The organism is Kitasatospora sp. NPDC001547, from assembly GCF_042894165.1.
GTDB lineage: Bacteria > Actinomycetota > Actinomycetes > Streptomycetales > Streptomycetaceae > Kitasatospora.
This window is the reverse complement of sequence record NZ_JBIAVL010000004.1, coordinates 402,225-421,335: the sequence shown is the minus strand read 5'-3', so window position 1 is coordinate 421,335 and position 19,111 is coordinate 402,225. Positions and strand designations below refer to the sequence as shown.

The following is a 19,111-nucleotide window of genomic DNA, read 5'->3' as shown; positions in this document are numbered from 1 at the left end:
CGAAGTCGCTCGACCGCCTTTGGAGACTCATGCGCATCACATCCGTCGGCCACGCCGGCCTGCTCGTGGAGACCAGTGCCGGGCGCATCCTGTGCGACCCCTGGTTCAACCCGGCCTTCTTCGCCTCCTGGTTCCCGTTCCCCGACAACGAGGCGATGGACACGGCCCAGCTGCACACCGCGGAGTACCTGTACGTCTCCCACCTCCACCACGACCACTTCGACGCCGAGTGGCTGCGGACCCGGATGTCCAAGGACACCGTGGTGCTGCTGCCGGACTTCCCGGTCCGCGACCTGCGGACGTCCCTGGAGGACCTCGGCTTCCGCCACTTCGTGCAGACCCGGGACCTCGAACCGACCCCGCTGGACGGCGGCGTCCGGGTGATGGTCAACGCGCTCACCTCGCCGACCGACGGCCCGATCGGCGACTCCGCGATCCTGGTCGACGACAACGGCACCAGGATCCTCAACCAGAACGACGCCCGCCCGGTCGACGAGCCCCGGATCAGGTCCTTCGGGCCGCTCGCCGGGCACTTCCTCCAGTACTCCGGGGCGATCTGGTACCCGATGGTGTACGACTTCCCCGCCCGGATGAAGCAGACCGTCGGCCGCCGCAAGCGCCGCAACGGCATGGCCCGCGCGCTGAACTACGTCGAGCAGTACGGCGCCGAGCACGTCTTCCCGTTCGCCGGGCCGCCCTGCTTCCTCGACGAGGAGCTCTTCCACCTCAACGACCTGGACGGCGACGACGCCAACATCTTCCCCGACCAGTGGGTGTTCCTCGACTTCCTGCGCGAGCACGGGGTGGCCAACGCCCACCTGTTCCTGCCCGGCACCGTCACCGAGTTGGGCCCGGACCGAGGCTTCCGGCTGGAGCAGGTCGACGAGCGGACGGTCGCCCGGATCCGCGACGACCGCACCGGCTACCTGCGCGACTACCAGGCCCGCCGGGCCGAGCGGATCCGCACGGAGAAGGCCGGCTGGCCGACCGACCGCACCGACCTGCTGACGAGCCTCCAGGAGTGGGTGGAGCCGCTGCTGCGGTACGCCGACCACACCTGCGAGGGCGTCAACGGCCGGGTCCTGGTCGAGGTGGTGGACGGCGCGGACGCGGCCGGGGCCCCGGGCGCGGGCACCGAGCAGATCCTGTTCGACTTCCTGGACCGCCGGGTGGCCCGCTGGGCGGGCGAGGAGTGCCGCTACCGCTTCGAGCTGCCCCGGCCGCTGGTGGAACGGCTGGTCGCCGAACGCTGCCCCGACTGGGCGAACGAGCTGTTCCTGTCCTGCCGTTTCAAGGCGGCCCGCAAGGGGCCCTTCAACGAGTTCGTGACCACCTTCTTCGCCTCCCTATCGACCGAGCGGATGTCCTACGTCGAGGGCTACTACGCGGAGTTGAGCCAGACCGAGGAGCGCGCCCGGGCCGGCGACTACGTCGTCCAGCGGCTCTGCCCCCACCTCAAGGCGGACCTGGTCCGGTTCGGCTCCCACCGGGACGGCGTGCTCACCTGCCGGCTGCACGACTGGGAGTTCGACCTGGCCACCGGCCGCTGCCTGACCAGTGACGACCGGAAGATCATCAGCGAGGCGCGGGTGAACCCGTCCGACGATGACCCGGACCTGCCCGAGATCCCCGCGGCCTGAACAGGACTGTCATGACCCTTCCCCTGGTGTCGGTGGTCATCCCGCTCTACAACGACGCCCGCACGCTGCCCGCCTGCCTGGAGGCGGTGACCGCCCAGACCTACCCCAACGTCGAGATCGTCGTGGTCGACGACGCCAGCACCGACGACTCGGCCCTGGTCGCCGAGCGGTACCCGTGCCGGCTGGTCCGCCAGGAGCGCAACTCCGGCCCCGCCGAGACCCGCAACCGCGGTGCCCGGGAGGCCCGCGGCGAGATCGTGTTCTTCCTGGACGCCGACGTCGGCCTGTCCCCGACCTCGGTCGCCGCCGCCGTGGAGCGGCTGGCCGCCGACCCGGAGGTCGGATCGGTGTGCGGCATCACCGACAAGCACCCGCTGCTGCCGACCACCCGGGTCGGGGACTACCGGATCCTCCAGTCGTACTACTGGCGGATCAGCTCCGAAGGCACCGTCACCCCCTGGTTCTCGGCCCTGGCGGCCATCCGCCGGTCGCTGTTCCTGGACTCCGGCGGGCTGAACCCGGCCCTGCGCCAGACCGAGGAGATCGACTTCGGCGTACGGTTGTCGGCCACCCACCGGATCGAGCTCAGCTCCGCGGTGGTCGGGCGGCACAACGACGAGGAGCGGCTGTCCGCCCTGGTCCGCAAGCTGTTCCGGCGGGCGCGGCTGCGGGTGCCGCTCTACGTCGACCACCGGGGCTTCATGCGCGGGTTCGAGACCCGCTCCCGGGCCTTCGCCGCGCTCGCCGCGGCCGGCGCGACGGCCTCGCTGCCGCTGGCCCTGGTGTCCCGCCGGACGCTTCCGGTCACCGCCGCGCTGGCGGCCGGCGCCGTGCTCGCCGACCGCGGCTTCCACGCCTTCCTGGTCCGCGAACGCGGGGTCGCGACCACCGTCGCGTACACCGCCCTGCACTTCGCGGCGGGCACCGCGGTGACCGCGGGCGCGGCGGTCGGCGCCGGCCAGTGGCTGCTGAGCCCGCGGTTCCGGCGGCTGTACCGGCGTCAACTGCCGCCAGCGGGCGCCGGTCCAGCCGCCGGTGCCTCGTCGGCGGCACCCGGCGCGGGCCGGAACCCGCTCCCGAGCGGGCCGGCAGGCCGCCCGTGACCCCCGACACCCCCCGACCCGCCGCCCGCCCCCAGCGCGTCCTGCTCACCGGCGCGGCGGGCTTCCTCGGCAGCGCCCTGGTCCGCCGGCTCGGAAGCTCGCCCGGGCACCGGGTGGTCGCCCTCGACCGCCGCCCGCTGCCGCCCGCACTCGCCGCCCTGCCCTCCGTGGAGGCGGTGGTCGGCGACGTCCGGGACCGCACCCTGCTCGGCCGGCTGACGGCCGAGACGGACGTGGTGGTGCACGGCGCCGCCGCGCTGCCGAGCCACCCGGCGGCGGAGATCCGCTCGGTGGACGTCGACGGCACCCGCACCGTCCTGGACGCCGCCCGGCGGGCCGGGACCGACCGGGTGCTGCACATCTCCTCCACCGCGGTGTACGGCCTGCCGGAGCGCACGCCGACCCCGGAGTCCCACCCGCTCGTCCCGGTCGACCCGTACAACGCCGCGAAGATCGCCGCCGAGCGGCTGTGCGCCGACCACCGGAGCCGGGGCATGTGCGTGCCCGTGCTGCGCCCGAAGACCTTCATCGGCCCGGGCCGGCTCGGCGTGTTCGCGATGCTCTTCGACTGGGCGCTGGACGGCCGCGGCTTCCCCGTCCTCGGCGGCGGCCACACCCTCAACCAGATGCTGGACGTCGAGGACCTCTGCGACCTGGTGACCGCGATGCTCACCATGCCGGGCGAGCGGATCAACCGGGAGTTCAACGTCGGCGCGGCCGAGTACGGCTCGTTCCGCGAGGACTGCCAGGTCGTCCTGGACCTCGCCGGCCACGGCAGACGCGTCGTCCCGCTGCCGCTCGGCCCGGCGAAGGCGGCCCTGCGGACGCTGGCCGCGCTGCGGCTGTCACCGGTCTACGGCCGCCTCGTCCAGAAGCTCACCCGGGACTCCTGCGTCGACATCACCGACGCCCGCGAGGTGCTCGGTTTCACCCCCCGCCACTCCAACGCGACCGCCATCGGGCGCAGCTTCACCTGGTACCGCGAGAACCGGTCCACCGTGGCCGGAACCACCGGCCGGACGCACTCCGACCGCTGGCGCGAGGGTGCCCTGCGCACGGTCAAGGTCCTCTTCTGACAGCAGCGAAGGGAACGGAAGTGAGTACTGCGAGCGAGTACCGCGAGGGCCTGGTCGGCCCGCCGGTCCATCCGCCCGACGGGGACACCGGCCCCCCGACCGCCGAACCGCCCGACGGGCCCGGCGCGTCACCCCGGAAGCCCGGACGCGGCGCGCTGGTGCGCGGCCTGGTCCGGCTGGTCCGACCGCACCAGTGGGCGAAGAACGCGGTCGTCCTGGTGCTGCCGCTGCTGGAGTCCGGCACCTCGCCGTGGCCGGCGGTCGTCGGCGCGCTGCCCGTCCTGGTGCTGTTCGTCCTCGCCTCCTCGGCCACCTACGTCGTCAACGACCTCGCCGACCGGGAGCGGGACCGCCGCCACCCGGTCAAGCGCCACCGCCCGATCGCCTCCGGGGCCGTGCCGGTCCCGGCCGCCGTCGTGCTCGGCGCCGTCCTCTACCTCGCCCTGCTGGCCGGATCGGCGACCGCGGGGGCCGCCGCGGTCCCCGTGCTCGTCTACGCGGTCACCAACATCCTGTACAGCTTCGTCCTCAAGCACGTCTCGGTGGTCGACGTCTTCGTCATCGCCACCGGCTTCGTGCTGCGGGTCTGCGCCGGCGCCATGGCGGCGTCGGTCTCGATCTCCTCGTGGTTCCTGCTCTGCGTCTTCTCGGTCTGCATCCTGCTGGGCTTCGGCAAACGCCGGCACGAACTGACGTCGGTCCAGGGCGGGCCCTCCGAGCTGCACCGGCCGGCCCTGCGCGCCTACTCCGTCCCGTTCCTGAACAGCATGGTCACCTTCGCCGCGTCGGTGACCGTGCTCGCCTACGTGTCCTTCCTGCAGAGCGACGCCGCGGCCGGCGGCATGCGCCAGCTGCGGATCCTGCTCTCCACCCCGCTGGCGGTCTTCGCGATCGCCCGCTACCTGCAGATCCTGCTGGTCAGCGAGGGCGGCGGCGAACCCACCCGGACGCTCTTCACGGACCGGACCATGCTCGCGGTCGGCGGGCTGTGGCTGGCCGGCTTCGGCCTCCTGCTGGTGGTGCAGTCGTGGTGACGCTCCCCGGGCCCGGCCGCTCCGCGCTCCCCGGGCCCGGCCGCCGCCTCCTCCCCCGGCCCCGGCGCTCCTGGTTCCTCGCCGACCGGGCCGCCACCTGGCCGGTCCGGCTGCTGACCGGGGCGAGCGCGGCGTGGCTGCTGTTCTGCGCGCTCCAGGAGGCGCTGACCGGCCGGGCCTGGTTCTGGGTCGTCCCCGGCTCCGCGCCCCCGCCGGTGCTGCTCGGCGTCCCGCTGCTGGTGCTGCTGGCCGCGCTGGCCGTCCGGCTGCGCCGCAGCCCCAGCCGGGTGCGCTGGCCGGCCGCCATGGGCGCGCTCTCGCTCGCCGTGGGACTGGACCAGTCCGGGCTGACCCTGGCCGCGGCGACGGCCGACCGGACCGTACCGCCCGGCGCGGTCCACGTCGTCGCGCAGAACACCGAGTACTGGGGCTCCGACGTCGACCCGGACCGGTTCTACGCCTACCTCAGGGCGCAGGACGCCGACGTCTACCTGCTCCAGGAGTACCTGCACTGGGACGACTCGGCCGGCGCGGACGGCGCCCGCGAGGTGGACGACACCGCCCGGCTGAGGCGCGAGTTCCCCGGCTACCAGCTCGTGATCCGGGGCGAGTTGGTGACGCTCTCCCGCTTCCCGGTGGTGGCGCAGCCGCCGGTCGGCCCGGACCGGGAGCTGCGGGCGAGCGGGGAGGGCGACTGGTCGCGGGTCTTCGCCGGGGCCAAGGTGCTGCGCACCGACCTCGCGGTGAACGGGTCGGTGGTCTCCTTCTACAACGTCCACATGCTCGTGCCGGTCGCCTACGGGATGCCCCCGCGGGACTTCCCGGCCGACGTGCACCGCCGGCAGCGGGAGCGCCGGCAGCAGTTCGACGGGCTGCTCCGGGACGTCCGGGACAACCCCAACCCGCTGTTCATCGCCGGCGACTTCAACACCAACGCCGGCATGGGCGACCTCAACGTGCTGCGCGGCCTCGCCCAGGACGCCGCGGACGCGGGCGACACGGTCCTGCCGACGTCCTGGGACGCCGGCAGCTGGCACGACTGGTGGCGCTTCGACTGGGCGTTCACCGCGCACGGTGCCCGGACCCACCGCTACGCGCTGAGCAGCCCCGAGGGCACATCCGACCATCTCCGCCAGGACGCCTGGATCTCCGGGCCGGCATCGGGAGGCACGCATGGCTGACGCACGACCCACGGTGTCGGTGATCATCCCCAACTACAACTACGAGAAGACCATCGCGGCGGTCGTCGAGTCCGCGCTGGCGCAGACCTATCCCGTGCACGAGGTGCTGGTCGTCGACGACGGCAGCTCGGACCGCTCCCCGGAGATCGTCCGGCGCTACCCGGTCCGGCTGATCACCCAGCGCAACGGCGGGGTGTCCGTCGCCCGCAACCGGGGCGCGGCCGAGAGCACCGGCGAGATCCTGTTCTTCCTGGACTCCGACATCGCGCTGGACCCGGACGCGGTCGGGAACGCGGTGGCCCTGCTGGAGGAACAGCCCGACCTCGGCTGCGTCCACGGGGTGGTCGGCAAGCGGGCGCTGTTCGACGACGGGCCGGTCGAGCGCTACCGCGTCCTGCACGAGTACTGGTGGCGCCGGCGGGCCACCGGCCGGGTCCGCACCGTCTTCTTCGCCATGTGCGCGATCCGGCGGACGGTGTTCGAGGAGATCGGCCCGCTGGACGAGACCCTGCGGGAGTCGGAGGACGTCGAGTACAGCGAGCGGCTGTCGGCGAAGCACCCGATCCTGCTGACCGAGCGGATCACCGGCCGGCACGACGACGTGGACCGGCTGGGCGCGCTGCTCGGCGAGCAGTACCGGCGCTCGCAGCTGCTGGTGGCGTTCGCCGGCGCCCACCGGTTCAGCCCGGGGGCGCTCAAGGCCAACCGGATGCCGGGCGTGCTGGCCACCGCCGCCACCTGGGGGAGCCTGCCGCTGCTGCTCCTGACGCCCCGGGCGGCCGTCCTCCCGGCGCTGGGGGTGGCCTGGTTCGCGGTGGCGGACCCCGGGTTGGCCCGGTTCGTGGTGCGGGACCAGGGGCTGCGGTACTACCCGGTCTTCGTCGGCTACCACTTCCTGCTGCACACCGCGCTGGTGGCGGGCGTCGCCCGGGGCGCGGTGCGGGCGCTCACCGAGCGCGGCTTCCGGCGGCCGCGGCACCGGGCGTCATGACCGGCGTGTCCGGGGGGCGTCCGGCCGCGGCGCCGGCGGTGGGCGCCGCACCGGCCGGCGATGCGGCGGCGGACGGCGCTGCGGCGACGGGCGGCGGGACGGCGGACGGCGCGACGGCCGTGGGCACGGCGGCGGGGCAGCCCAGGGCGCGGCACCGCCTGCTGACCGCCGTCCTGCTGCTGGCCGGCGTCGCGGGCCTGGTCGCGGTGGCCCGCAACGACGCCTGGAGCCTGGTGACCAGGATGGCGGACGGGCGCTTCCTGGCCCTGCTGGCGCTGTCCGTGCTGACGAACGTCGGCGGGCTGCTGCTCGGCCTGCTGTCCTGGCGGGCCGTCCTCGACGACCTGGGGCCGCCCGTCGGGCTGTTCGGCAGCGCCCGGATCTTCTTCTGCGGGCTGCTCGGCAAGTTCCTCCCGACCCCGGTCTTCGGGCTGCTGGCGCACATCCAGCTCGGCGCCGAGTACGGGGCCACGGCCGGACGGATGGTCACCACCTACGTGGTCAGCCTGGGCATCACCATGCTGACCGCCTGCCTCGCCGCGCTCGGCATCGCCCCCGCCGTGCTCGGCGGGAACACCTGGTGGCTGGCCCTGCCGGTGCTCGTCCTGCTCTGCTTCGTGGTCCGCCCGGGGCTGATCGGCGCGTCGGTGGAGCGCGGCGCCCGGCTGTTCCGCCGACCGCCGCCGACCGGACGCAACTCGCCCCGCGCGGTGCGGGTCTCGCTCGCCCTGGCGCTGCTGTCCTGGTTCTCGGCCGGGCTGCACCTGTGGCTGATCGTGGTCGCCCTGGACGGGCCGCCCGCCCGCTCGCTGTCGGCCTGCGTCGGCGGCTTCGCGCTCGCCACCGTCGCCGGGACGCTGACGATCGTCCTCCCGGACGGCCTGGGCGCCCGGGAGATGGTCCTGGTGCTGTCGCTGTCGACGGTCGTCCCGGTCCCGACGGCGGGCGCCGCCGCGATCGTCTCCCGGCTGGTCTGCACATTGGCCGAACTGGGCACCGCCGGGGTAATGATTCTGGTGACCCGGTCCCGGCGGGGCACACCCCCGGCCGCGACCGGCGACACCACCGACGACCCCCTGGAGGGATGACTGATGCGGTACCGCAGCCTCGGAGTTGACGGAAAGTCGGCCAGCGCGCTCTGTCTCGGCGCGATGACCTTCGGCACCACCGTCGACGAGGAGACCGCGACGGCGATCCTCGACCGGTTCACCGAAGCCGGCGGGACGTTCATCGACACCTCGAACAACTACGCCTTCTGGGCGCCCGGCGCCGACGGCCACGAGAGCGAGGAGCTGCTCGGCCGCTGGACGGCCCGCCGCGGCAACCGCGACGACCTGGTGCTCGCCACCAAGGTCGGCGCCCGCCCGGTGCCCGGACTGCCCTTCCCCGAGCACATCGAGGGCCTGTCCGCCCGCGCCGTGCGCGAGGCCGCCGAGGGCAGCCTGCGCCGGCTCGGCACCGACCGGGTGGACCTCTACTACGCCCACGTCACCGACCCGGCCACGCCGGTCGAGGAGACCATGGGCGCCTTCGCCGGGCTGGTCGCCGACGGCAAGGTCACCGCCCTCGGCTGCAGCAACCACGGCGCCGCCGAACTGGCCGCCGCCAACGACCTCGCCGCCGAGCGGGGTTGGCCCGGCTACCGGTGCGTCCAGCAGCGCCACAGCTACCTGCGGCCGCGGCCCGACGCGGACTTCGGCATCCAGAAGCACGCCGACGACGCCCTGCTCTCGTACCTCGCGCCGCGGCCGTCGATGACGCTGCTCGCCTACTCCCCGCTGCTCGGCGGCTCGTACTGCCGTCCCGACCGCCCGCTGCGCGAGCAGTACGAGCAGCCGTCGACGAAGGCCCGGCTGGCCGCGCTGGCGGAGGTGGCCGAGGAGACCGGCGCCACCGTCAACCAGGTCGTGCTGGCCTGGCTGATCGGCCACCCCGTGCCGACCGTCCCGGTCGTCGGCGCCAGCTCCGTCGCCCAACTGGAGGAGAGCCTGGGCGCGTTGGACCTCGTCCTCGACGAGGAGCAGCGCCGGCGGCTGGACACCGCGGCCTGAGCGACCCGGTCCGCGCTCCGCCCAGCCGCCGGGGCCTGTCGTGCGGGACAGGCCCCGGTAGCCCTGGGACGCGCGCGCACTTGGGGAACGCGCACTTCCGGGACGCACACCCCTGGGACGCGCACCGCGCCAAGTTCGCGGTTTTCCACGATGCCCGGATGCGGCAGTCGCTGCCAGTCTGTGACCACCACCGCACCCCGCAGCCGGGGCGGGCCGATCCGCCACGGGTGACCGGCTGTCGCGTGGAACGTCCAGAAGGGAATATTTGTCATGAACAGGCGAATTCGCGCGGCCTCGCTCTGCGCCGCCCTCGCCGCCGCGGTCCTCGTCGGCGGCACCGCCCAGGCGTACGCCGCCGCCTCTTCGGCCGCCCCCGCCCGGCCGCACGCCGCCGTGGCGCCCGCCGACGCGCCGACCGCCCTCCAGGAGGGCACCTCGGCGCAGGCCATCGACATCTGGCGGTGGGCCGGCCGGTACGACACGTACGTCGCGGCGGAGGCCGCGTACTGGGTGCTGTACGGCCTCGGGAGCGCCGTCAAGCAGAAGATCGAGCAGGTCTGGGTCGACGGCGCGTACCGGTGGGAGCTCTACATCCAGTAGGTCCCCGGCCACGTCCAGCGAGTCCCCCGCCGCCGGCCCCGCGCCGCGACGCCCCCGGATCCGACCACGGCGAGCGTGCCGCATCCGCTCGCCCCGCCACGAAGAGAGTTGGTCACCCCATGCAGCGTACGACGTCCACCACCGCCCTGGGCCGCACGGCCGCCGGTGCCCTCACCGCCCTGCTGATGGCGGCCGGAGCGGTCTCCCTCGCCCCGTCCGCGCAGGCCGCCGCACCGGCCGCGCCCCAGGCCTCCGCGGCGCAGCGCCCGGCCGCCGAGAGCGAGGCGGCGAGCGTGCCGCGGATCACCGCGGACCGTTCCACGAAGGTCACCGTCTCCAACAACAGCGGGTCCGGCCTGACCAAGACCTGGGAGAAGCTCGACCACGGCTGCTGGACGAACGACATGCTGCCGCCCGACTACGTCCCCAACTCGAAGTCCGCCACCTGGCAGAGCGAGTCCTGCGGGTTCGCGACCGGGACGGAGGGGAGCATCACCTACACGCTCTCCGACGGCGGCGAGGTCAAGCTGCACTGGAACAACCCCTACTGGGGCTCCAACGACTACAGCTGCACCGTCCCGTACGGCTACACCTGTTCCCGCAGCGGCGGCAGCGGGGACAACACCTCGGTCTCGTTCTCCATCGGGCGCGCCTCGTTCGCCGCCGCGTCCCCGGCCGCTGCGGAGGCCCCCGCCCTCACCAGTGCCGCCCGCAGCACCTCCGTCAACTTCACCAACAACTCGGGCAAGCTGCTCACCCGTTCCGGCGCGAGCCTGCAGTGGGGGATCTGGTCCGACAACGGGATGCCGCCGTCCATGATCCAGTCCGGCGTCACCGCGAAGTGGGAGAGCGAGTCGGACGGCTTCATGACCGGCACCGAGGGCGACGTCACCTTCGACGTCCTCGGCGAGCAGGGCAAGGTGAAGGTGCACTGGAACAACCCCTACACGGGCAGCAACAGCTACAGCTGCGACGCCCCCTGGGGGTACAAGTGCACCTGGCAGGGCGGCGGTGGCGACAACGCCGCGGTCTCCTTCACCCTGTCGAAGTCCTGATCGCGCCGGCCTGACCTGAGCCGCTCCGCCCGGGTTCATCCGCACCCGGGCGGAGCGGCGTGCTCCTACTGCCCCAGCACCGCGACCAGTTGGGTCCGCCGGGCGATCCGCAGCTTGCGGTAGGCGTTGGTGAGGTGCGTCTCCACGGTGCGGCGGGTGAGGAAGAGCGCGTCGGAGATCTGGGCGTTGGTGTGCCCCGCCGCCGCCAGTTCGGCCACCCGCCGCTCGGCGGGGGTCAGTTCGTGCCCGGCGCTCCGGTTGCGCACCCCGCCCTCGCGCAGCGCCCGCGCCGTCAGGTCGAGCAGTCGGCCGGTGGCCGGCGCCCCGTTCTCCGCGGCGGGCCCGGCCAGCCGCAGCGCCACGGCGTGCGCCTCGCGCAGCGTGTCGCGGCCCTTGCGGGCGTTGCCCGCCCCGATCCGGGCCCGGCCCAGGTCGACCAGGACCTCCACGAGTTCCACCGGCGCGCAAGCCGGCCTGAGCAGCTCGGCGCCCTCCGTCAGCGCCCCCAGGGCCACTCGGCCGCCGACGGTCGCGGCGAAGGCCCCCAGCGCCCGGCCGACGGCTCGCGCGGTCCCCCAGGTCCGGGCGTGGCGCAGCTCCTCCTCGGCGAGTTCCCGGGCCTCCTCCCGCCGCCCGAGCCGCACCAGGGCGAGCGCCGCCCCGGAACGCCACGGCGTGGCGACCGGGCTGACGAAGTCACGGGCGCTCTGGCCGGCTCCGCAGCGCAGGTGGTCGTCGAGCGCCGCCTGCCAGTCGCCGTCCGCCGCGTGCAACAGGGCCCGGGCGTGGCTGAGTTCGTTCCACTCCCAGGAACTGTCGCTGCCGCAGGGGCCGGCGAGGTCCACGGCCTGCCACGCCCCGGCGCGCCGCCCGGTCTCGCACCGGGCGGTCGCCACCATGGCCGCCAGGTGCGGCAGCCGGACGCCCCGCCCGGCGGTCGCCTCCACCAGGGGCGCGTTCTCGGCGACGACCCGCTCGAACTCGCCCGCCCAGAGCGTCGCTTCGGCCCGGACGCTGAGCAGGCTCTGGAGGCCCGCGTCCGTCAGATCCGGCGGGACGGGCGGGGCGGGCAGGCAGAGGCCGGTCAGCTCGCGCGCCTCCGCCAGGCGGTCCGCCCACTGCAACAGGGTGGCCGCGCTGCCCAGCCAGGCGGTCCGCAGCCGCGGGTCCACCGGCGCCGCCAGCCGCGGCCGGACCCGGGCGAGCGCCTCGGCCGCCGAGCAGAGGCCGGCTCCGGCTTCGTACTCGGTGATCAGTCCGCACACCAGCGGCTCGATGGCCGGGGCTGCCGTGGGGGCGAGCGCGCGCAGGCCCGCGACGGCGCCGCGCCACGCGTCGCCGTCGTGCGAGGAGACCAACGCGCCGAGGGTCTGCAACACCTGGACGAGCTCGTCGTCGGTGGCGCCCCGGCCGGCCTGGTGGAGGATCCGCAGGGCGGTGTCCGGGTCCCGGCCGGCGACGAGGGCCGCGCTGAGGGCGGTCGCCGCGGTCGCCCGGTCCCGGAGATCGGTGTGCAGGTCCAGTCCGGTGTGGAGCCTGCGGATGCCGGCGGTCGCGTTGCTCGGGAGTTCCAGCGCGCCGAGGCGCATGGTGAGGGCGGCGCGCCGATCCGGGTCGAGCGGGCCGCTCAGGGCGTGGCGCAGGTACGCGGCGGACTCCGCGACGTGGCCGGCGCGCATCGCCTCCTCGGCGGCCTCGGCCAGCGAACGGGCCATCCACACCTCGCCGGGCCGGTCCACCCGCAGGAGCCGGGCGGCCACCGCCCTCGCGGGCGCACCGCTCTCGTCGAGCAGTTCCGCGATGCGGGCGCGCAGTGCGGCGATCTCCTCCGGCTCCGCGGCGGCGAGGACGGCCTGCCGCGCGAGGGGGTGGCTCAGCAGTCTGCTCAGGCGACGCACCGGCCGCTCGCCCGGGGAACGCCACGACGGGCGGCGGCCGGAGAGCCGGTGGAGCAGGCCGGGGCCGGCCGGCATCCCCTCCTCGGCCGCGGCGGCGAGCGCGAGGCAGGCGTGGCGTAAGCACGGATCGGCCCCCCTCAGCCAGTCGGCGATCGTGTCGCGGTAGCGGCTGCGGGACCGGGCGGACGGTCGGCGGGGGATCCGTCCGTCGCCGAGGTCGGCGGCGAGGGCCCGTACCAGGGCCGGGTTTCCGGCACTCGCCTCGACGCAGGTCACGGTGGACCCCTGGTCCAGGCCGGCGGCCCGGGCGATCCGGGCGACCGCGGACGCGCTGAGGGGGCGGAGGGCGACGGACACGCCCGTGGGGCCCGGGAAGGGGGCCGGACCGCACGGGTCGGCGCGCTCGGTGGCCACCAGCAGGACGGGGATCCCGCCGATCCGGCGGGCGAGGTAGCCGATCCAGCGCCGGGACGGCTCGTCGGCGTGGTGGAGGTCGTCCACCGCGAGCAGCGTCGGCCGTTCGGCGGCCGAGCGGGTCAGCCGTGTCGTCAGCCGGTGGAACAGCCGCTGTTCGTCCGGCCCGGCCGGCGCCGAGAAGGGGACGGCCTCGTCGTCCGCGAAGAGCTGCCGGACGAGCCCGAACGGGAACGCCGTCTCCTCCGGCACACCGCGCGCGCGGCCCACCCGCATCGCGTCGCCGTCCGCCTGCTGCCGGACGATCGCCTCCAGGGCGGCGCTGCGCCCCATGCCCGCCACCGGCGCCGAGAGCAGGACCCAGCGTCCGCTGCCCGCCCGCGCGGCGGCCGCGGCCGCCGCGGCCGCCGCCAGCACCTCGTCGCGCTCCAGGAGCATCTGATCCCATCCCCTTCTTCCTGTTCACCACAGGAATGTCCGCCACCGGAATACCGTGACCGTCTCCCCTCGTCGGATCCTCACCCGGTTACGGCACGAACCGACTCGCCGCACGGAAAACGGCGCGATCACGCGCGTGGCGGAGCCTGATCTCGCCGCTGTTATCACGTTTCACCCACGAACTTTCCGCCCGCGCCGACCGAGCACCGGAATTCACCGGCCGGGTCAGAGCCAGCCCTCCTTCGCCGCGCGCACCCCCGCCTCGAAGCGGCTGCGCGCGCCCAGCCGGTTCATCAGCTGGGAGCTCATCCGGCGCACCGTGCGCAGCGACAGCCCGAGCCGCCGCGAGGCCGCCTCGTCGGTGCAGCCGATGCTCAGCAGGAGCAGCAACTCCCGTTCCTGGGGCGTCAGGTCGTGCTCGTTGCGGGGCGGGTCCTGGCCGAACGGCGTGCCCGCCGCCCAGAACTGCTCGAACAGCAGGGCCAGCGCGGTCACCACCCCCGGGGTGCGGACCTCCAGCGCGCCGGCGCGGCCGTCCTGCGGGTCGATCGGCACCAGCGCCGTCTCCCGGTCCACCACCACCAGGAGCATCGGCAGCAGGGGCACCGTGCGGGCCTCGCCGCCGAGCCGGGTGAACCAGCGGACGTACTCCAGCGTCGGCGGGTCGTTGCGGAAGCTCTCCTGGTAGACGCTCCTGATCCGCACCCCGCGTTCCAGCGCCTGCCGGTCCAGCGGTTCGCTGGCGTCCATGGTGTCCGGCAGCTGGGCGCCGCCGGGCAGCAGCGAGAGGCACTCGCGCTCGGCGGTGGAGGCCAGGTCCTCCAGGCGCTTGCGGACCACGTCCAGCCCCTCCAGCCGGTGGATGATCTCGTGCCGGGACGGCCGGTTGGCGTTGAACCGGGCGCTCAGCGCGGTCACGGCCTGCTCGGCGGACTCGATCTGCCGCTGTCGGCGGCTGAGGTCGGCGGTGGCGCGCGAGAGCAGGAACCCGAAGCCGATGTCCGGGTTGAACGGCACCGCGTCCAGGCAGCCGTCCTCCAGGTTCACCAGGTCGAGCTCGGCGAGCTGGTTCAACGCGGAGCGCACCCGCTCCTCGCTCCACCCCAGCCGCTCGGCCATGTCGCCGATCCGGAATCCCGGCTCGTCGACGAGCAGCCGGTACACCGCCTCGGCCGATGGTTCGATGCCCAGAACTTCAAGCACAGCGTTCCCCCGCCTGATCCCGCCCGATTCTTCAGGGAGGCTAAGCCAGCTCGCCGATCAGGTCTAGACCAAGTTTCCTCGGATGCCCGCCGTCCGGCCATCCCCGGGCCGGGCTCCGTTCAGTCGCGGTCCGTTCCCCGCCGGGCCGGCCCGGCGCCCGCGCCGCCCGAACGGCGCCGGCTCCCCGCCGTGCCCGTCGCGGGCCGGGTCGGGGCGGCGACGAAATCCGTCCGCGGCGTCATCCGGTCGCTTTTCCCCGGCATTCGGACGGCACCCGCCGACACCGCTCGCCGGAATTCCCTCCGCGGCGTGCCCGTTGAACCGCAATCCCGCATCGGGCGCCGCCGCATCACGCCACGCCCCCCTCGTTCACGACCCTCCGCCCCCCGCGGAACGACGGAACGACCCTCAGGCCCCGGCGACCAGCATCCCGCCCATGGCCAGCATGGTCGCCGCGACCACTCCGTCCAGCACCCGCCAGGCCTTCGGCCGGGACAGCACGCCGCTCAGCAGCCGGGCGCCGAAGCCGAGGGCGGCGAACCAGCCCAGGCTGGCCAGCGCCGCGCCCGCGCCGAAGGCCCAGCGCAGGTCGCCGCGGTGGGAGGCGAGCGAGCCCAGCAGGACCACGGTGTCGAGGTAGACGTGCGGGTTCAGCCAGGTCATCGCCAGGCAGGTGAGGACCGCCCGCCGGACGGAGCCCGCCCCCGGCCCGCCCTCGGTGAGCGCGGCGGCCGGGTCCGGGCGCAGCACCCGCCGGGCCGCCAGGACGCCGTAGCAGAGCAGGAAGGCCCCGCCCGCCAGGCCCACCGCGGTCAGCGCCGTCGGCCAGGCCGTGACCACCGCGCCCACCCCGGTCACGCCGAGGGTGATCAGGACCGCGTCGGAGAGCGCGCAGATGGCGACCACGGCCAGGACGGCCTGCCGGCGGGCGCCCTGGCGCAGGACGAAGGCGTTCTGGGCCCCGATGGCCACGATGAGGGAGAGCCCGGTGCCGAAACCGGCGACCACGGCCGCGATGGTGCTGCTGTTCATGGCTCCGACCGTAGGGATCGCCCGGCCATGAGTACAGCTAAGAATTTTTACGTATCCTTAGCCCCACTTATGGACGAACTCCCCCTGGACCAGGTCCGGACCCTGCTCGCGGTGGTCGACGAAGGCACCTTCGACGCCGCGGCCACCGCCCTGCACGTGACCCCCTCCGCCGTCAGCCAGCGCGTCAAGGCCCTGGAACAGCGCACCGGGCGGGTGCTGCTGATGCGCACCAAGCCGGTACGGCTGACCGATTCCGGCGAGGTGGTGGTCCGGTTCGCCCGCCAGCTGGCCCGCCTGGAGCGGGACGCCCGCGCCGAACTGGGCCTGGCGGCCGAGCAGGGCCCGGCCCGGGTGCCGATCGCGGTCAACGCCGACTCCCTCGCCACGTGGTTCCTGCCCGCGCTCACCCGGGTGCCGCAGGACCCGCCGATCTGCTTCGAGCTGCACCGGGAGGACGAGGCCCACACCACCGCCCTGCTGCGCGAGGGCCAGGTGATGGCGGCCGTCACCTCCTCGCCCGACCCGGTGGCCGGCTGCACCGTGCGGCGGCTCGGCCTGGCCCGCTACCTGGCCGTGGCCACCCCGGAGTTCGCCGCCCGCCGGCTCACCGGCGACGTGGCCGAGGACCTGTGCGAGGCACCCACCGTGGTCTTCGACCGGCGCGACGAGCTCCAGGACGCGTTCGTCCGCTCCCTCACCCGGGGGCGGTCCGGCGCCGGCCGGATCCGCCACATGGTGCCCGCCTCGGACGGGTTCCGGGACGCGGTGGCCGCCGGTCTCGGCTGGGGCCTGGTACCCGAACCGCAGGCCGAACCGCTGCTGCGCTCCGGCCGACTGGTGGAGCTGGCACCCGGTCGGCCCATGGACGTCCCGCTGTACTGGCAGCAGTGGAAGCTGGACTCGCCCGCCCTGTCCACCGTCGCGGAGGTGGTCGCGACGGCCGCCGCGGAGGCCCTGCGGGCCGGTTGACGGCGCGGGAGGGCCTGGGCGGCGGAGCGGGCGCACGGAGTGCGGCGCCCAGCCTGTGAGCTGGACTCACAGGATCACCGCCTGTCTGGCTGGGCGTCCCACCGGTCCGCAGGATGGCCGCATCGGACCTCTGTCAGCCGTCGCGCGGCCGCTTCCGCCTGCCGTCCGAGGGCCCGGCCGCGCCCCCGTACGAGAAGGCGGTACTTCGCCGTGAGCAGCATCTCCGACCCGCCCCGGCCCTCCGACGAGGCCGAGGACGTCCCCCAACTGCCCGCGTCGGCGCGGGCCTTCGACCGGTGGCGCTACGCCGGGGTGTTCCTCCTGCTGTTCCTGTTCGGCACCGAGACCTTCCTGGTCTCGCCCCTGCTGCCGACCATCGCGGACTCGGTCCGCACCAGTGAGGCCGCCGCCGCCTCCAGCGTCACCGCCTACGTGCTGGTGTACGCCGTCGCGGCGCCCTTCCTCGGGCTGCTGAGCGACCGTCTGGGCCGCCGCCGGACGCTGGTCGCGGGCACCCTGCTGTTCGTCCTGTCGAACGCGGCGGCGGCCCTGTCCACCGGGCTGACCCTGCTGGTGGTCTCCCGCGCGGTGGCCGGGCTGGCGGCGGCCGCGGCCGGGCCGGCCATCTGGGCGCACATCGCCGAGAGCGCGCCGGAGGCGGTGCGCGGGCGCGCACTGGGCCTCGGCATGGCCCTGTTCTCCTGCGGCCAGGTGATCGGTGTGCCGCTCGGTGGCTTCCTGGCCGGGCTGGCCGGCTGGCGCTCGGCGTTCTGGGCGCTGGCCGTCGGCACCGCCGCGGCCGTGCCGCTGCTGCTGCGCCAGGTCCGGGGCCGTACGGAGGAGCAGGCGCAACAGGCGGCCGCGCCGCGGGTGGGCGCCGTCCGGGCGATCCTGGCGGGCTGGGCCGATCCCACGCTGCGCCGCGCCCTGCTGGTCAACACCGTCTTCAACACCGCCAACCTGGGCGCCTACACCTTCCTCGGCGCGCTGCTGGTGCAGCGCTTCGACCTGTCGGTGCAGGCGCTCGGCCTGGTGGGCGTGCTGGTCGGCGCGGGCAGCGTGGCCGGCTCGCTGCTCGGCGGGCGGCTCGGCGACCGGGCCAGGACCGCCGGCCGCTCCGACCTGCCGCTGCTGCCGCTGTGGGGCGTCCTGCTGGCGGTGGGCGTCGCGGTGGCGGCCGAGGGGCCGGGCCTGGTGCTCGCCCTGGCCGGGGTGACGGTGTGGTTCGTGGCCTCGGGCGGCTTCGTGACGGACCAGCAGACGCTCGCGGGCACCATCGCCCCGGAGCTGCGCGCGACCTCCAGCGCGTGGCTGACCTCGACCATGTACGCGGGCACCGGGGTCGGCGCCTGGGCGGTGGGCACCTTCGACGACGTCGCGGACGGCATTCTGGTGATCGGCGCGGGGCTCGCGCTGCCGGCCGCGCTCGGCGCCCTGGCGGTCAGCCTGGGGCTGCGCCGGGCCGCCGGACGGAAGGCCTGAGGTCCGGGCTCAGCCGACCCGGCGCTCCCCCTCCGCGTCGCCGACCGCGCGCAACGGGTGCTCGACGAGTTCGGCCATCCGCGCCCGGTCGGCGGCGCCGCTCGGGGTGAACAGCAGCACCGTCGCCGAGGGGTCGTCCACCGGGTGGAAGGAGGACAGGGCCATCCGGACGGGGCCGAGCCCGGCCGGCTCGACCGTGACGGTGCGGACGGTCAGCTCCGCCACCGAGTGGCACCCCCACCAGTGGCGGAGCTCCGGCGCGTCCTCGTCCAGGTGCCGGTAGACCTCACCGGTGCGGGCCTCGGCCAGAGCGGCGCCCGCCTGGGCCCGGAAGTGCTGGAAGACGTTCATCGCGAGCGGTTCCCAGTCCCGCAGCACCGCGCGGACCCGGCGGTCGGCGGCCATCACCCACATCAGGTTGCGCCGGTCGGCGGGCACGAACTCGGGCGAGCCCCACAGCGCCGCCCACGCCGCGTTCCAGCCGCGCAGGTCGAAGTGGCGGTCCAGCAGGACGGCCGGGCTGGTGGGCCAGGAGTCCAGGACGTGCTGGATGGCCCCGGTGATGCGGTCGGTGCCCTCCGGGCCGGCGTCCGGCGCCGGCTCGTGGAAGCCGGCCAGGCGCAGGGCGTGCCGCAGGCCGGCGTCGTCCAGCTTCAGCACCCGGGCGATCGCCTCCAGCACCTGCCGGGAGGCGGCGACCCTGCCCTGCTCGATCCAGGTGTACCAGGCGAGGCCGACGCCGGAGAGGGAGGCGACCTCCTCGCGGCGCAGCCCGGGGGTGCGGCGGCGGGTGGTGGCGGTGAGGCCGACGTCGGCAGGCTTGAGGAGTTCGCGGTGGGCGCGCAGGAAGGCGCCGAGTTCCCGTCCGGTGGGGGGAGTTGACACGGTGGGGCTCCTCGGCCAGGTCCGGTGGTGCGGGTTCGTGACGAACCCCAGCGTAAGGC

16 protein-coding genes are annotated in these 19,111 nt (G+C 74.7%); 12 read left to right on the top strand and 4 right to left on the bottom strand.

Translation table 11 applies throughout. From position 1 onward, the window contains the following. Positions 1–29: 29 nt before the first annotated feature. From ACFY0X_RS10105 to ACFY0X_RS10060, 10 genes are all read left to right on the top strand, one after another. On the top strand, positions 30–1,640 hold the full coding sequence (locus tag ACFY0X_RS10105) for a Rieske 2Fe-2S domain-containing protein (protein WP_387751510.1): 1,611 nt from the start codon (positions 30–32) through the stop codon (positions 1,638–1,640). An 11-nt stretch (positions 1,641–1,651) separates the two neighbouring features. Next, positions 1,652–2,743, top strand: coding sequence for a glycosyltransferase family A protein (locus ACFY0X_RS10100; protein ID WP_387751507.1), 1,092 nt, complete (start codon positions 1,652–1,654; stop codon positions 2,741–2,743). After that, the gene (locus ACFY0X_RS10095) at positions 2,740–3,819 is read left to right on the top strand and encodes an NAD-dependent epimerase/dehydratase family protein (protein WP_387751504.1); all 1,080 of its coding nucleotides are present in this window, start codon (positions 2,740–2,742) and stop codon (positions 3,817–3,819) included. Before ACFY0X_RS10100 ends, ACFY0X_RS10095 begins: the two co-directional genes overlap by 4 nt. 20 nt (positions 3,820–3,839) lie before the next feature. Next, complete coding sequence (locus ACFY0X_RS10090; protein ID WP_387751502.1) at positions 3,840–4,853, top strand: decaprenyl-phosphate phosphoribosyltransferase; 1,014 nt, start codon at positions 3,840–3,842, stop codon at positions 4,851–4,853. After that, a complete protein-coding gene (locus ACFY0X_RS10085; RefSeq protein WP_387751499.1) occupies positions 4,847–6,034 on the top strand; it encodes an endonuclease/exonuclease/phosphatase family protein in 1,188 nt (395 codons plus the stop codon). The genes ACFY0X_RS10090 and ACFY0X_RS10085 overlap by 7 nt, the downstream gene beginning before the upstream one ends. Beyond that, complete coding sequence (locus tag ACFY0X_RS10080) at positions 6,027–7,025, top strand: glycosyltransferase family 2 protein (RefSeq protein WP_387751496.1); 999 nt, start codon at positions 6,027–6,029, stop codon at positions 7,023–7,025. The genes ACFY0X_RS10085 and ACFY0X_RS10080 overlap by 8 nt, the downstream gene beginning before the upstream one ends. Before the next feature lie 5 nt (positions 7,026–7,030). Beyond that, on the top strand, positions 7,031–8,113 hold the full coding sequence (locus ACFY0X_RS10075) for a lysylphosphatidylglycerol synthase domain-containing protein (protein WP_387751493.1): 1,083 nt from the start codon (positions 7,031–7,033) through the stop codon (positions 8,111–8,113). 3 nt (positions 8,114–8,116) lie between these two features. After that, positions 8,117–9,076: an aldo/keto reductase gene (locus ACFY0X_RS10070; protein WP_387751490.1), complete on the top strand. Its 960-nt coding sequence runs from the start codon at positions 8,117–8,119 to the stop codon at positions 9,074–9,076. Between the two features lie 270 nt (positions 9,077–9,346). Beyond that, positions 9,347–9,676: a hypothetical protein gene (locus ACFY0X_RS10065; protein ID WP_387751488.1), complete on the top strand. Its 330-nt coding sequence runs from the start codon at positions 9,347–9,349 to the stop codon at positions 9,674–9,676. 119 nt (positions 9,677–9,795) lie between these two features. Beyond that, positions 9,796–10,731, top strand: coding sequence for an aegerolysin family protein (locus tag ACFY0X_RS10060; protein WP_387751485.1), 936 nt, complete (start codon positions 9,796–9,798; stop codon positions 10,729–10,731). 65 nt (positions 10,732–10,796) lie between these two features. Here ACFY0X_RS10060 and ACFY0X_RS10055 read toward each other — a convergent pair whose 3' ends face one another. From ACFY0X_RS10055 to ACFY0X_RS10045, 3 genes are all read right to left on the bottom strand, one after another. After that, positions 10,797–13,481: a LuxR C-terminal-related transcriptional regulator gene (locus ACFY0X_RS10055; protein WP_387751482.1), complete on the bottom strand. Its 2,685-nt coding sequence runs from the start codon at positions 13,479–13,481 to the stop codon at positions 10,797–10,799. A 225-nt stretch (positions 13,482–13,706) separates the two neighbouring features. Beyond that, positions 13,707–14,684, bottom strand: a complete 978-nt coding sequence (locus ACFY0X_RS10050; RefSeq protein ID WP_387751479.1) for a LuxR C-terminal-related transcriptional regulator — start codon at positions 14,682–14,684, stop codon at positions 13,707–13,709. Positions 14,685–15,092: 408 nt separating this feature from the next. Next, a complete protein-coding gene (locus tag ACFY0X_RS10045; protein WP_387751477.1) occupies positions 15,093–15,716 on the bottom strand; it encodes a LysE/ArgO family amino acid transporter in 624 nt (207 codons plus the stop codon). Positions 15,717–15,785: 69 nt separating this feature from the next. On the opposite strand from ACFY0X_RS10045, the gene ACFY0X_RS10040 reads away from it, so the two are divergent. Further along, positions 15,786–16,685 carry a LysR family transcriptional regulator ArgP gene (locus ACFY0X_RS10040; protein WP_387751474.1) on the top strand — a complete coding sequence of 300 codons (900 nt, stop codon included), beginning with the start codon at positions 15,786–15,788 and terminating at the stop codon, positions 16,683–16,685. A 210-nt stretch (positions 16,686–16,895) separates the two neighbouring features. Beyond that, positions 16,896–18,167 carry an MFS transporter gene (locus tag ACFY0X_RS10035; RefSeq protein ID WP_387751471.1) on the top strand — a complete coding sequence of 424 codons (1,272 nt, stop codon included), beginning with the start codon at positions 16,896–16,898 and terminating at the stop codon, positions 18,165–18,167. A gap of 9 nt (positions 18,168–18,176) precedes the next feature. Here the strand turns inward: ACFY0X_RS10035 and ACFY0X_RS10030 are convergent, their stop codons facing one another. Further along, on the bottom strand, positions 18,177–19,052 hold the full coding sequence (locus ACFY0X_RS10030) for a helix-turn-helix transcriptional regulator (RefSeq protein ID WP_387751468.1): 876 nt from the start codon (positions 19,050–19,052) through the stop codon (positions 18,177–18,179). Positions 19,053–19,111: the final 59 nt, after the last annotated feature.